16 protein-coding genes are annotated in these 13,160 nt (G+C 73.4%); 14 read left to right on the top strand and 2 right to left on the bottom strand.

Annotated elements, in window-relative coordinates; genetic code table 11:
* Entirely contained in the window at positions 1-663 is a 663-nt protein-coding gene (locus ACI6PP_RS02210; protein ID WP_421108692.1) for an LON peptidase substrate-binding domain-containing protein, read from the bottom strand.
* Positions 664-744: 81 nt separating this feature from the next.
* On the opposite strand from ACI6PP_RS02210, the gene hisD reads away from it, so the two are divergent.
* The 14 genes from hisD (at position 745) to ACI6PP_RS02140 (ending at position 12,456) form a co-directional block, all read left to right on the top strand.
* Positions 745-2,049, top strand: coding sequence for a histidinol dehydrogenase (gene hisD / locus ACI6PP_RS02205; RefSeq protein WP_421108690.1), 1,305 nt, complete (start codon positions 745-747; stop codon positions 2,047-2,049).
* 2 nt (positions 2,050-2,051) lie between these two features.
* Positions 2,052-3,131, top strand: coding sequence for a histidinol-phosphate transaminase (locus ACI6PP_RS02200; RefSeq protein ID WP_421108689.1), 1,080 nt, complete (start codon positions 2,052-2,054; stop codon positions 3,129-3,131).
* On the top strand, positions 3,128-3,736 hold the full coding sequence (gene hisB, locus ACI6PP_RS02195) for an imidazoleglycerol-phosphate dehydratase HisB (protein WP_421108687.1): 609 nt from the start codon (positions 3,128-3,130) through the stop codon (positions 3,734-3,736). The genes ACI6PP_RS02200 and hisB overlap by 4 nt, the downstream gene beginning before the upstream one ends.
* Positions 3,733-3,894 carry a hypothetical protein gene (locus tag ACI6PP_RS02190; protein WP_421108686.1) on the top strand — a complete coding sequence of 54 codons (162 nt, stop codon included), beginning with the start codon at positions 3,733-3,735 and terminating at the stop codon, positions 3,892-3,894. Before hisB ends, ACI6PP_RS02190 begins: the two co-directional genes overlap by 4 nt.
* Complete coding sequence (gene hisH, locus ACI6PP_RS02185) at positions 3,891-4,523, top strand: imidazole glycerol phosphate synthase subunit HisH (protein ID WP_421108684.1); 633 nt, start codon at positions 3,891-3,893, stop codon at positions 4,521-4,523. Before ACI6PP_RS02190 ends, hisH begins: the two co-directional genes overlap by 4 nt.
* A gap of 365 nt (positions 4,524-4,888) precedes the next feature.
* Positions 4,889-5,611 carry a bifunctional 1-(5-phosphoribosyl)-5-((5-phosphoribosylamino)methylideneamino)imidazole-4-carboxamide isomerase/phosphoribosylanthranilate isomerase PriA gene (gene priA / locus ACI6PP_RS02180; protein ID WP_421108683.1) on the top strand — a complete coding sequence of 241 codons (723 nt, stop codon included), beginning with the start codon at positions 4,889-4,891 and terminating at the stop codon, positions 5,609-5,611.
* Between the two features lie 78 nt (positions 5,612-5,689).
* Entirely contained in the window at positions 5,690-6,451 is a 762-nt protein-coding gene (gene hisF, locus ACI6PP_RS02175; RefSeq protein ID WP_421108681.1) for an imidazole glycerol phosphate synthase subunit HisF, read from the top strand.
* Entirely contained in the window at positions 6,448-8,244 is a 1,797-nt protein-coding gene (locus tag ACI6PP_RS02170) for an ABC transporter ATP-binding protein (protein WP_421108679.1), read from the top strand. The genes hisF and ACI6PP_RS02170 overlap by 4 nt, the downstream gene beginning before the upstream one ends.
* Positions 8,241-10,079, top strand: coding sequence for an ABC transporter ATP-binding protein (locus ACI6PP_RS02165; protein WP_421108677.1), 1,839 nt, complete (start codon positions 8,241-8,243; stop codon positions 10,077-10,079). Before ACI6PP_RS02170 ends, ACI6PP_RS02165 begins: the two co-directional genes overlap by 4 nt.
* Positions 10,076-10,420 (top strand): phosphoribosyl-AMP cyclohydrolase, encoded by a 345-nt coding sequence (hisI, locus tag ACI6PP_RS02160; protein WP_421108675.1) that lies wholly within the window; start codon positions 10,076-10,078, stop codon positions 10,418-10,420. The genes ACI6PP_RS02165 and hisI overlap by 4 nt, the downstream gene beginning before the upstream one ends.
* Positions 10,417-11,046: a Trp biosynthesis-associated membrane protein gene (locus ACI6PP_RS02155; protein WP_421108674.1), complete on the top strand. Its 630-nt coding sequence runs from the start codon at positions 10,417-10,419 to the stop codon at positions 11,044-11,046. Before hisI ends, ACI6PP_RS02155 begins: the two co-directional genes overlap by 4 nt.
* A 45-nt stretch (positions 11,047-11,091) precedes the next feature.
* On the top strand, positions 11,092-11,313 hold the full coding sequence (locus ACI6PP_RS02150; protein ID WP_421108673.1) for an HGxxPAAW family protein: 222 nt from the start codon (positions 11,092-11,094) through the stop codon (positions 11,311-11,313).
* Between the two features lie 67 nt (positions 11,314-11,380).
* Positions 11,381-12,010, top strand: coding sequence for an RDD family protein (locus ACI6PP_RS02145; RefSeq protein WP_421108671.1), 630 nt, complete (start codon positions 11,381-11,383; stop codon positions 12,008-12,010).
* Positions 12,011-12,072: 62 nt separating this feature from the next.
* On the top strand, positions 12,073-12,456 hold the full coding sequence (locus ACI6PP_RS02140; RefSeq protein WP_421108669.1) for a DUF2752 domain-containing protein: 384 nt from the start codon (positions 12,073-12,075) through the stop codon (positions 12,454-12,456).
* Positions 12,457-12,509: 53 nt separating this feature from the next.
* Here ACI6PP_RS02140 and ACI6PP_RS02135 read toward each other — a convergent pair whose 3' ends face one another.
* Complete coding sequence (locus ACI6PP_RS02135) at positions 12,510-12,983, bottom strand: DUF4190 domain-containing protein (RefSeq protein ID WP_421108667.1); 474 nt, start codon at positions 12,981-12,983, stop codon at positions 12,510-12,512.
* Between the last annotated feature and the right edge of the window lie 177 nt (positions 12,984-13,160).

The following is a 13,160-nucleotide window of genomic DNA, read 5'->3' as shown; positions in this document are numbered from 1 at the left end:
TCAGTTGGGGGACCACGAGGTACGGGCGACCTCGACGGCCGGGAGGCTCGGGATCACCCGCATCGCGGAGATCTCCGAGACCAGCAGCCGGCTGAACTGCCGCAGGCGGGTGGCGTCGTCAGGTGCCTCCAGCAGGCCCTGGCGGTCGCGCATCGTCAGCACCGCCACCTGGGCGAGCGCGTACGACAGCTCGCCCTCGTCCGTCGGCAGCTCGTCGACGGTGGAGTCGAGGTCGAACGAGCGCAGCAGGTCGCGGTAGGCGCCGAACACGGCCCGCGCGCGCCCGGCGGCGTCCTCGACGTCGCGGCCGGGGGAGTCGTCGAGGTGCTCGACCTGGGCCCAGATGAACGAGTCGGACGAGATCATCGCGTCCATCCGGATGCGGCGCTCGGCGACCACCTCGATGTCGAAGCGGCCGTCGTCGTACGCCTCGACGTCGGTGAGCCTCACCTCGACGCCCACCCGGTGCGCCGACTGCACGCCGGTGTCGCCGACCTCGTACCCCTCGCGGATCGCGACGACGCCGAAGCGGCGCTCGTCGTCGGGCTGCGCGAGCAGGTGCGTCATCAGGTCGCGGTACCGGTCCTCGAACACGTGGAGCGCGAGCTCGGCGCCGGGGAAGACCACGGACCCGAGCGGGAAGATCGGCAGCGGGGAGGACACGACCCCAACCTACCTCCCGGCCCCGTCCCACCGGCGGTGATCGGGTGGGAGGTGCGGCCGGGCCTTTCGTAGACTGGCCGCATGATCCGCCGTATCGACCTGCGCGACGCGCGCCCCGCCACGGGGTACGCCGACGTCGTCCCGCGCGCCCCCTTCGACGTGGAGGCGGCCGTGGACGCCGTCCGCGGCGTCTGCGAGGACGTGCGACACGGTGGCGTCGAGGCGATCGCGCGGGCGACGGCCCGGTTCGACGGCGTCGAGGACGCCGAGCTCGTCGTGCCGGCGCAGGCGCTCGCCGACGCGCTGCGCGACCTCGACCCCGACGTCCGCGCCGGCATCGAGGAGTCCATCACGCGGCTGCGTGCCACCTGCGAGGCCGAGCTCGAGCACGACGTCACCACGCAGGTCGCGCCCGGCGCCACCGTGCAGCGCCGCATCGTCCCGATGAGCCGGGTGGGCCTGTACGTGCCCGGCGGCGTCGCGCCCCTGCTCAGCAGCGTCATCATGAACGCCGTCCCGGCCCAGGTCGCCGGCGTGCGCCAGCTGGCCGTGGCGAGCCCGCCGCAGAAGGAGTTCGGCGGCCTGCCGCACCCCACCATCCTGGCTGCCTGCGCGCTGCTCGGCGTCGAGGAGGTCTACGCCGTCGGCGGCGCCCAGGCCGTCGCGATGTTCGCCTACGGAGCGGGTCCCTGCGCCAAGGTCGACCTCGTCACCGGCCCCGGCAACATCTACGTCGTCGCCGCCAAGCGGCTGCTGAAGGGCGTCGTCGGCATCGACTCCGAGGCCGGCCCGTCCGAGATCGCGGTGCTCGCCGACGACACCGCCGACGCCGCGTTCGTCGCGTCCGACCTGATCAGCCAGGCCGAGCACGGCGAGTCGTCCGCGTCCGTCCTGGTCACCGACAGCCCCGCGCTCGCCGACGCCGTCGACGTCGAGCTCGACCGTCAGGCGCCCGAGGCCAAGCACGCCGAGCGCATCCGCGCCGCGCTGTCGGCCGAGCAGTCGGCCACCGTGCTCGTCCGCGACCTCGAGCAGGGCCTCGCCTTCGTCGACGCCTACGCCGCCGAGCACCTCGAGATCCAGACCCGCGACGGCGGCGCCCTCGCGCAGCGCGTGCAGAACGCCGGTGCGATCTTCGTGGGCGCCCACGCCCCGGTCTCGCTCGGCGACTACTGCGCCGGCTCCAACCACGTGCTCCCGACGGCCGGTTGCGCCTGCCACTCCTCGGGGCTGTCGGTGCGTGCGTTCTGCAAGAACGTCCAGGTCGTCACCTACGACCAGGCCGCGCTGGCCTCCGTCGGGCCCAAGGTCGTCGCGCTCGCCGAGGCCGAGGACCTGCCCGGCCACGGCGCCGCGGTGCGCGTCCGACTCTCGCGGGAGGGCTAGACGTGCCGCTCCCGTCGTGGGTCCCGGTCCGCGACGAGCTGCGCGACGAGGTGCCGTACGGCGCCCCGCAGCTCGACGTGCCCGTCGCCCTGAACACCAACGAGAACCCCTACGGCCCCGGGCCCGACGTCGTCGCCGACCTGGCGGCCGCCGTCACCGAGGCGTCCACCGGCCTGAACCGCTACCCCGACCGCGAGGCCACGGCGCTGCGCGAGGGCCTGGCGGCCTACCTGGGGCACGGGCTCGACGCGTCGCGCGTCTGGGCCGCCAACGGCTCGAACGAGGTGATGCAGCAGCTGCTGCAGGCCTTCGGCGGCCCGGGCCGCACCGCGCTGTCGTTCGCGCCCACGTACGCGATGTACCCCGAGTACGCGCGCAACACCCACACGCGCTGGGTCGCGGGACGCCGCGCCGACGACTTCGGCCTCGACCTCGACGCCGCGCTCGCACTGATCGAGGCCGAGCAGCCGCACGTCGTCTTCCTCACCTCGCCCAACAACCCCACGGGCACGTCGCTGACCGTCCGCGAGGTCGAGGCGGTGTGCGCGGCCGCACCCGGCGTCGTCGTGGTCGACGAGGCGTACGCGGAGTTCCGCCGGGCCGGCACGCCGAGCGCGCTCGAGCTGCTCGACACCCACCGCACGCTCGTCGTCACCCGCACGATGAGCAAGGCCTTCGCGCTCGCCGGCGGACGTCTGGGCTACCTCGCCGCGGCGCCCGAGATCGTCGACGCCGTGCGCGTCGTGCGTCTGCCGTACCACCTGTCGACCGTCACCCAGGCCGTCGCGGTCGCAGCGCTGCGTCACGCCGACTCGCTGCTCGCCAAGGTCGACCTCCTGCGCGAGACCCGCGACGCCTGCGCCGCGACCCTGGTCGCCGAGGGCCACGACGTCGCCGAGTCCGACGCCAACTTCGTGCTGTTCGGACGGTTCGCCGACCGTCACGCGGTCTGGCAGGGCCTGCTCGACCGCGGGGTGCTGATCCGCGAGACTGGCCCCGACGGATGGCTGCGCGTCTCGATCGGCACGGCGCCGGAGATGGAACGCTTCCACCACGCCCTGAGAGAGGTCACCGCGTCATGAGCACCGCACCCCGCCGCGCCCGCATCGAGCGCCGGACGTCGGAGTCGCACGTCGTCGTCGAGCTCGACCTCGACGGCACCGGCAGCCACGACATCTCCACCGGCGTCGGCTTCTACGACCACATGCTCACCGCGTTCTCGCGGCACTCGCTGATCGACCTGACGGTCAGGACCGAGGGCGACCTGCACATCGACGCGCACCACACCGTCGAGGACACCGCCATCTGCATCGGCCAGGCGCTGCGCGAGGCGCTGGGCGACAAGAGCGGCATCCGCCGGTACGGCGACGCGCTCGTGCCGCTCGACGAGGCGCTCGCGCAGGCCGTCGTCGACGTGTCCGGGCGCCCGTACTTCGTGCACTCCGGCGAGCCCGAGCGGCAGATCACCGTCGTCATCGGCAACGGCTACTCCGGCTCGCTGACCGCGCACGTGCTGGAGTCGCTGGCCCACCACGGCGGGCTGACGATGCACGTCCGGCTGGTGGACGGCCGCGACCCGCACCACATCGCCGAGGCGCAGTTCAAGGCTATGGCCCGCGCGCTGCGCGACGCCGTGGCGCTCGACCCCCGCGAGTCCGGCGTGCCGAGCACCAAGGGCGCCCTGTGAGGATCGCGATCATCTGGTTCGCGATCGCCGGCGTCCTGCTCGGCGGCGCGTTCGCGTTCGCGCGCCAGAAGAAGCCGATCTGGGCGGTGCTGCTGCTCGTCGCGCTGGCGGGGTTCGTCGCCTGGTTCGGGTGGCTGAACTGGCAGGCGGTCCAGTGAGCCCTCGCGTCGTCGTCCTCGACTACGGCTCGGGCAACGTGCGCTCGGTCGTGCGCGCGGTGGAGCGGGCCGGCGCCGAGGTCGAGCTGACGGCCGACCCCGCCGCCGCCGATCGCGCCGACGGCCTCGTCGTCCCCGGGGTGGGCGCGTTCGCCGCGTGCATGGAGGGGCTCGACGCCGTCAAGGGCGGCCGCACGATCGGACGCCGGCTGTCGGGCGGACGCCCGGTGCTCGGCATCTGCGTGGGCATGCAGATCCTGTTCGAGCAGGGCATCGAGCACGGCGTCGTCACGGACGGGTGCTCGGAGTGGCCGGGCGTCGTCGAGCGCCTGCAGTCGCCGATCGTCCCGCACATGGGCTGGAACACCGTCGAGGTGCCGGACGACACGCGCATGTTCGCCGGTATCGAGGACGAGCGCTTCTACTTCGTGCACTCCTACGGCGTGCGCGAGTGGACCCTCGCCCCCGAGCGTCCCTTCCGCGCCCCCCACGTGATGTGGACGCAGACCGGCGGCGACCGCTTCGTCTCCGCCGTCGAGAACGGCCCCCTCTGGGCCACCCAGTTCCACCCCGAGAAGTCCGGCGACGCCGGCGCCCGCCTCCTCCGCAACTGGCTCGCCACCCTCTGACCCCCCACCCCCGACCGCCACTCCCTGACTGCCGAGTGGCGCAAACTCGGGGTCGACACGCCGTCGGGACCCCGAAATTGCGCCACTCGCGTCGGGTTTTGCGCCACTCGGCGGAACGGGCGGCGGGCCGGAGCGAGACGGGACGCGGCACCGATCACGGCGTCCGTCGGCCGGCGGAGGCCGGCTCGCGGGCCCGCCCGTCGCCGAGTGGCGCAAATCTGCGCACGAGTGGTGCAAACCCGGGCTTCCGCCCGCGTGTCGACCCCGAACTTGCGCCACTCGGCGGGAGGGGGAGGGAGCGATGGGGGTGGGGGGACGCAGGACGGGGGGCGGGGACGGGGGCGTCCACCCGTAGGATCCTGGCCGTGACCTCACTGGAGCTGCTGCCCGCCGTCGACGTCGCCGACGCCCAGGCGGTGCGGCTGGTGCAGGGGGCGGCGGGGAGCGAGACCTCCTACGGCGACCCCCTCGACGCCGCCCTCGCGTGGCAGGAGGGCGGGGCGGAGTGGATCCACCTCGTCGACCTCGACGCCGCGTTCGGACGCGGTGACAACCGCGAGCTGCTGGCCGGCGTCGTCGGGCGCCTGGACGTCAAGGTCGAGCTGTCGGGCGGCATCCGCGACGACGAGTCGCTCGCCGCCGCGCTCGCCACCGGCTGCACCCGCGTCAACCTCGGCACCGCCGCGCTGGAGGACCCCGAGTGGTGCCGCAAGGTCGTCGCCGAGCACGGTGACGCGATCGCCGTCGGGCTCGACGTCCGCGGCACCACGCTCGCCGCCCGCGGCTGGACGCAGGAGGGCGGCGACCTGTGGGAGGTGCTCGAGCGTCTCGAGCGCGACGGCTGCGCCCGCTACGTCGTCACCGACGTCACCAAGGACGGCACCCTGCGCGGCCCCAACCTCGACCTCCTCCGCGAGGTCTGCGGGCGCACCGACAAGCCCGTGGTCGCCTCCGGCGGCGTCTCCAGCCTCGACGACCTCCGCGCGCTGGCCACCCTGGTCGACACCGGGGTCGAGGGCGCCATCGTCGGCAAGGCCCTCTACGCCGGCGCGTTCACCCTCCCCGAGGCACTCGCCGCCGTCCGCTGAGGCGGCTTCCCGTCTGCCCTGAGTGAACCGGACGAATCCGGTTTCGGGACTGTCCGGGGCGGCGGGTAACGTCGAGACGTGAGCCTCGCCGTCCGTGTCATCCCGTGCCTCGACGTCGATGCCGGCAGGGTGGTCAAGGGCGTGAACTTCACCGACCTGCGCGACGCCGGCGACCCGGTCGAGATGGCCGAGGTGTACGACGCCGAGGGCGCCGACGAGCTCACCTTCCTCGACATCACGGCCTCCTCTGACGACCGCGCCACCACCCGCGAGATGGTCGCCCGCACCGCCGAGCAGGTGTTCATCCCCCTGACGGTCGGCGGCGGCGTCCGCACCCCCGACGACGTCGACGTGCTGCTGCGCGCCGGCGCCGACAAGGTCGGCGTCAACACCGCCGCGATCGCCCGCCCCGAGGTGCTGTCCGACGTCGCGCGCCGCTTCGGCAACCAGGTGCTCGTGCTCAGCGTCGACGCGCGCCGCAGCGACGAGCAGCCGTCGGGCTTCGAGGTCACCACCCACGGCGGACGCCGGTCCGCGGGCCTGGACGCCGTCGACTGGGTGCGCCGCGCCACCGAGCTCGGCGTCGGCGAGATCCTGCTCAACTCGATGGACGCCGACGGCACCCGTCAGGGCTTCGACCTCGAGATGATCCACGCGGTCCGCGCGGTGACGCACGCGCCGCTGGTCGCCAGCGGGGGAGCGGGCCGGCTCGAGCACTTCGCGCCCGCCGTCGAGGCCGGCGCCGACGCGGTGCTCGCGGCCAGCGTCTTCCACTTCGGCGAGTTCACCGTCGGCCAGGTCAAGCAGTCGTTGCGCGACGCCGGGCACCCCGTCCGGTGAGCGACCTCGGCACCTCCCTCGACAACCGCGACGAGGTCACCCGCCGCGGCCTGCGCATCCTCGGCCGGGGCATGTCCGAGCAGCGCGGGATGTTCTCGATCGCGACGGTCGGCAGCCTGGTCTACGGCGCGCTGACGGTCGCCGACGCGTGGGTGCTCGGCTGGGCCACCGACAACGTCATCCGCCCCTCGTTCGAGCGCGGCGACCTCGTCACCGGCAGCGCCGTGATCGCGGTGCTGCTGTTCGTCAGCGTCGCGCTCCTGCGTGCCCTCGGCGTGATCGCGCGTCGGCTGGTCGGCGGCATCGTGTTCTACCGCCTGATGGCCGACTACCGACGCCGCGTCACCCGCAAGTACCTGCAGCTGCCGATGGCCTGGCACGGCCGCCACCCCACCGGCCAGCTGCTGTCCAACGCCAACGCCGACGTCGAGGCCGCGTGGGGCGTGATGATGCCGCTGCCGATGGCCGTGGGCGTCGTCGCGATGCTCGTCACCGCGATCGTCGCGATGCTGTTCGCCGACGTCGTGCTGACGATCGTCGGCCTGGTGATCTTCCCGCTGCTGTTCGTGATCAACGTGTTCTACCAGCGCTGGCTCTCCCCGCGCGTCACCCGGGCCCAGTCGCTGCGCGGCACCGTCAGCTCGGTCGCCCACGAGTCCTTCGACGGCGCGCTCGTCGTCAAGACGCTCGGGCGCGAGGCCGAGGAGACCGAGCGGTTCGACGCGGTCAACCGCGAGCTGCGCGACGCCAACATCGCCGCCGGGCGCATCCGCAGCGTGTTCGACCCGATGCTCGAGGCGTTGCCCAACCTCGGCGTGCTGCTGGTGATCGTGCTCGGCGTCGACCGGGTGATCTCCGGCGCCACCCAGCCCGGCGACGTCGTGCAGGTGGCCTACCTGTTCACCGTCGTCGCGTTCCCCGTGCGCGCGTTCGGCTGGGTGCTCGGCGAGCTGCCGCGCAGCGTCGTCGGCTGGGACCGCGTCGACTCCGTGCTCACCGCCGAGGGATCGATGCCCTACGGCGACGCCGCCCTGCCCGCCGGCGGTGCGGTGCGATTGTCGGCCGAGCACGTCGACACCGGCTACGACGGCTCCCGCGTGCTGCGCGACCTGTCGTTCACCGTCGAGCCCGGCAAGGTGGTGGCCGTGGTCGGTCACACCGGCGCCGGCAAGAGCACCCTGACCGACCTGCTCGTGCGCCTGCGCGACCCCGAGGACGGCCGCATCTGCCTGGACGGGGTCGACGTCCGCACCCTCAGCCACGACGCGCTCGCCTCGTCGGTCGCGCTCGTGCCGCAGTCGACGTTCCTGTTCGACGACACCGTCCGCGACAACGTCACGCTCGGCGCCGACGTCACCGACGCCGAGGTCTGGGACGCCCTGCGCACCACCCAGGCCGACGGGTTCGTCGCCGCGCTCGCGCACGGCCTCGACACCCAGCTCGGTGAGCGCGGCACCACGCTCAGCGGTGGCCAGCGCCAGCGCCTCGCGCTGGCCCGGGCGCTCGTGCGCGGGCCGCGACTGCTCGTCATGGACGACGCCACCAGCGCCCTCGACCCCGACGTCGAGCGTCGCATCCTCACCGCCCTCGCACGCCAGACCGCCGACGGGTCCGGGCCCACCGTCCTCGTCGTCGCCTACCGCAAGGCCACGATCGCGCTCGCCGACGAGGTGCTCTACATGTCGCAGGGACGCATCGCCGAGCGCGGGCGCCACGACGAGCTCGTCGCGACGTCGCCGGAATACCGCGACCTCGTCGACGCCTACGACCAGGCGAGGGAGGCGAACCTGTGAGCGACGTCCGCGAGATGCTCGGCACCGCCGACGTCCCCACCAGTCCCATGAAGGTGCTGCGGCGTGGCCTGTCGCTGTCGCCGGCGCTGCGCGAGGGCCTCGGCCTCACGCTGGTGCTCGCCCTGCTCAGCACGGTGGGCGGCGCCGTCATCCCGATCGTCGTCCAGGTGGCCATCGACGACGGCCTGGGCACCGGCACCGACATCGACCGCGCGTTCGTGGTCCGCTACGTCCTGCTCGCCACCGGCGCCGTGCTGCTGACGGCCGTGGCGGCGTACTGGATGCGGGTGCGGCTGTACCGCGCGTCCGAGAACGGCCTGGCGCAGCTGCGCGTGCGCACGTTCCGCCACGTCCACGACCTGTCGATGCTGACGCAGAACAGCGAGAAGCGGGGGTCGCTGGTCTCGCGCGTCACCTCCGACATCGACCAGGTCTCGCAGTTCCTGCAGTTCACCGGGATCCTGATCGTCATCAGCCTCGGCCAGATCGCCGTGGCCACCGTGATCATGGCGTACTACTCCTGGCAGCTGACGATCGTCGTCTGGCTCTGCTTCGTGCCGCTGGTCCTCACGCTCAAGACGGTGCAGCCGCGGATGTCGTCGGCCTACGACACGGTGCGGCGCACGGTCGGCGAGATGCTCGGCGTCATCTCCGAGCCGGTGGTCGGCGCGGCCGTCGTCCGCGCCCACGCGATCGAGCGCCGCACCCAGGACCGCATCGACCACGGCATCGACGCCAACTACCGCGCGCAGGTCAAGGCCCAGCGCCTGGTGTCGGTGACGTTCGCGTCCGCCGGCGTCGCGGGCGGCCTGGCCAACGCGGGCGTCGTCGTCCTCGGTGTGATCCTCGGCGTCCGCGGCGACCTCACGCTCGGCACCGTCATCGCGTTCGCGTTCCTGGTGTCGTTGTTCATCCGTCCGGTCGAGATGGCCACCCAGGTGATCACCGAGGCGCAGAACGCCATCGCGTCCTGGCGTCGCGTCATCGAGGTGCTCGACACCCCGGCCGACGTCGAGGACCCCGGTGCGAGCGGTGCGCGGCTGCCCAGCGAGGCCGTCACCGCCCGGTTCGACCACGTCACCTTCGCCTACCCCGACGGCCCGCCGGTGCTGCAGGACGTCGACCTCACCCTCGCGCCCCGCGAGCGGGTCGCCGTCGTCGGCGAGACGGGCTCGGGCAAGACCACCTTCGCCAAGCTGCTCACCCGGCTGATGGACCCCACCCAGGGACGCGTGCTGCTCGACGGCACCGACGTCTCGACGGTCTCGTTCGACTCGCTGCGCGAGCACGTGGTGATGGTGCCGCAGGACGGCTTCCTGTTCGACGCCACGCTGCGCGAGAACCTGCGCTACGGCGACCTCGACGCCACCGACGACCAGCTCGTCGCCGCGATGCGCGAGCTCGACCTCGCCGACTGGTACGACACCCTCCCCGAGGGCCTCGACACCCCGGTCGGCCAGCGCGGCGAGTCGCTCTCGGCGGGGGAGCGGCAGCTCGTCGCCCTCACACGCGCCTACCTCGCCGACCCCGACCTCCTCGTCCTCGACGAGGCCACCAGCGCCGTCGACCCCCAGACCGAGCTGCGCGCCACCCGCGCGCTGGAGCACCTGCTCGAGGGGCGCACCGCCGTCACCATCGCCCACCGGCTCAGCACCGCCGAGACCGCCGACCGCGTGCTGGTCTTCGACGCCGGTCGCCTCGTCGAGGACGGCACGCACGACCAGCTGGTCTCCGCCGGCGGCTCCTACGCCCGCCTGCACGCCAGCTGGGTGGCGCAGTCGCAGCTCGGACGCGACGCCGTCGAGTCCGACGGCGCTGGCAGACTGTCCCGGTGAGCAACCTGGATCCCGCCGTCGCCGCGCGGCTCAAGCGCGACGCGAACGGGCTCGTCCCCGCCGTGGTGCAGCAGGCCGGCAGCGGCGAGGTGCTGATGGTCGGCTGGATGGACGACGAGGCGCTGCACCGCACGCTCACCACCGGCCGCGGCACCTTCTGGAGCCGCAGCCGACAGTCCTACTGGGTCAAGGGCGAGACGTCCGGGCACGTGCAGCACGTGCGCGAGGTGCGTCTGGACTGCGACGGCGACACGCTGCTCGTCACGGTCGACCAGGAGGGGCCCGCGTGCCACACCGGCGCGCACACCTGCTTCGACGCCGACCTGCTGCTGTCGACGTGAGCGGCCCGACCGCGCCGGACCGCGCGAGCCGGCGCTCCTACGGCCTGGCGGTGGTCGGCGGCATCGCCGCCGGGGGGCTGACGTTCTTCGCGGCCACCCGCACCTGGGCGGCGGTCACCGTCCGCACGCCCGGCCTGCCCACCGACCAGGTGACGGTCGACGGACGCGCCGCCGTGCCGCTCGTCGCCGCGCTCGCGCTGGTGGTGATGGCCGGGTCGGTCGCCGTCCTCGCGTCGCGCGGGCGCGTCCGCGTCGCGGTGGGGGGCGTCGTGGTGCTCGCGGCGCTCGGTGCCGCCATCGCGGTGGTGACCGGCGGCGCGGGCGTCACCACGGCGCTGGTCGACGCCCTCGGGCAGTCGCCGGCGATGGCGGGCGACCGGGGCACCCAGCAGCGGCTGGCCGCCGACGCCGACACCACGATCTGGCGCTGGGTCGCGCTCCTCGGTGCCGTGCTGAGCCTGGCGGTGGGCGTCACGGTCACCAGGTGCGCGCGCCGCTGGCCGGTCATGGGCGGCCGGTACGAGAACCCCGCCACGCAGGCCGAGGAGGCGGCGGCCCCCACGGCCGAGCCCACCGAGACCGACATCTGGAAGGCCCTCGACCGCGGCGAGGACCCCACCGCCTGACCCGTAGGCTGGACGGGCCCCACCTGAACGCCGAGAGGAACCCCCGTGCACGGATCGTCCCCCGCCGCCTGGACCGGCGTCGTCGTCGCCCTGGTGGGCTTCACGATCGGCGGGATCGGGCTCGTCGCCGGTCCCAGCTGGCCGGCGTTCTGGGTCGGCGTGGTGCTCGCCGTCGTCGCACTGCCGCTCGCCAAGGGCCTGGCCCTCGTCGGCTACGGCACGGACCACCCCGCGACGTCCCACACCGGCGAGACGAAGACGCCCTGACGCGGCCCCCTGGCTCGCTAGGGTGAGCCGTCGGCTCCACGGGGGGCCACGGACAAGGAGTCACGACGTGAGCGAGCAGTATCCAGGCCAGGGCGACCAGCCCGGCGGCTACGGTCAGCAGGGCGGCCAGCCCGACTACGGCCAGCAGGGGGGCTACGGCCAGCAGGGCGGCTACGGCCAGCAGGGCTACGGACAGCAGCCCGGCGGCTACCCCCAGCAGGGTGGCTACGGCCAGCAGTACGGCGCGCCGGCCGGCGTCCCCGGGCTGCCCCCGGGCGTCGAGCTCGCGCCGTGGATCTACCGCGTCGGTGCGACGCTGATCGACGGACTCATCAGCAGTGTTCCCGCGGGCGTCCTCGGGGGGATCAGCGGTGCCCTGGCCAGCGGCGGCAACGATGGGGCCGCGAGCCTCGTCCTCGTCCTGGGATACGTGGCGGCAGCCGCCATCACCATCTGGAACGTCTGGATCCGTCAGGGGCGCACCGGCGCGAGCATCGGCAAGAGCGTCCTCGGCATCGAGGTGCGCAAGGAGGTGGACGGCCAGTTCACCGGGGTGCCGCTGTCGATCGGCCGCTTCTTCGTCCACTACCTCGATGCGCTCGCCTGCTACATCGGCTACCTCTGGCCGCTGTGGGACGCCAAGAACCGCACCTTCGCCGACATGATCCTCACGACCCTGGTGGTCAAGAAGCGATGACGCAGGCCGACGCCCCGTCGCACCCCGCCCACCGCCCGGGCACCCCCGGGCGGTGGACGAGGATGCGCGCGCCGCTGCTCACGGCAGCGGCGGGGGCGTCGGCGGTGGTGGCGCTGCGGCTGCGCGACCCGCACAGCCACGGCTCATGGGGCCTCTGCCCCTTCCAGGCGCTGACCGGCCTGCCCTGCCCCGGGTGCGGCGGCCTCCGGGCCGTCAACGACCTCACCCACCTCGACCTCGTCGGCGCCCTCTCGAGCAACGCCCTCGCGGTGTTGCTTGGTGCCGTTCTGGTCGTGGGGGGTCTGCGCTGGGTCATCCGTCGATGGCGGGGGGGAATGCAGCCGATGTTCGCGCCATCAGTGCCCGCCACAGTCGCAATCGGTGTGCTGGTGCTCGCGTTCGGCGTCGTCAGGGTGACCCCGTGGGGCTCGGTCCTGGCACCGTGACATAGCGCAGCCCGTGTCCTCGCAGGACACGGGCTGCGCCGGGCGGTGACCGCTCAGAGGTTGCTGTAGGTGTTCACATTGAAGTTGCCGGTGGCCGCGGCCCAGATCAGGATTGCCAGCCAGCCGACGAGTCCGATTGTGCCGAGCACGATGCCGGCCGTGGCCTTGCCGCTGCCGCCCTGGGCTCCGCCGGTCGCCGCGATGTCGCGGCGAGCCAGGATGCCGAGGACGATCGGCAGAATGTTGAACGGCCCACAGAAGCAAAGGCCAACGGTCACGCCGATGATGCCGGTGATCATCGACCAGAGCGCCTTCTGGCTGTCGCCGGCCGGCTGACCGCCGTAGCCGCCGTACCCGCCACCGGGAGGAGGCGGCGGGTAGTTGCTGCCGTACCCGCCGTTGCCGTACCCGCCGCCGGGAGGCTGCTCGCCTCCGCCGTACCCGCCGCCGGGAGGCTGCTCGCCTCCGCCGTACCCGCCGCCCGGAGGCTGGTCGTTTCCGCCCGGAGGCGGAGGTGCATAGCTCACGTTCTTTCCCCTTTGGTCGCGTGGCTGAGAGGGGAGCGTATCGGCTCAGGGGGTTGTCGGCCGGGGACCCGCGCGCAGCTGTGGACCGCGTCCCGGTCCGCGCCACCGGGGGGCGCGACGCGAGACGGCCGCGGGCCGCTACCCTGGGACGGTCCAGACCGCATCTTCGGAGCAGAC

This window comes from Solicola agrisoli (assembly GCF_049059935.1).
GTDB lineage: Bacteria > Actinomycetota > Actinomycetes > Propionibacteriales > Nocardioidaceae > JAURVT01.
This window is presented reverse-complemented; position numbering and strand designations above follow the sequence as displayed.

What these genes read in the sequence shown, in the direction of transcription:
- hisB (WP_421108687.1), top strand. Translation starts at nt 3,128, where the DNA reads ATGAGCACCGCACCCCGCCGCGCCCGCATCGAGCGCCGGACGTCGGAG.
- hisD (WP_421108690.1), top strand. Translation starts at nt 745, where the DNA reads ATGATCCGCCGTATCGACCTGCGCGACGCGCGCCCCGCCACGGGGTAC.
- ACI6PP_RS02140 (WP_421108669.1), top strand. Translation starts at nt 12,073, where the DNA reads ATGCGCGCGCCGCTGCTCACGGCAGCGGCGGGGGCGTCGGCGGTGGTG.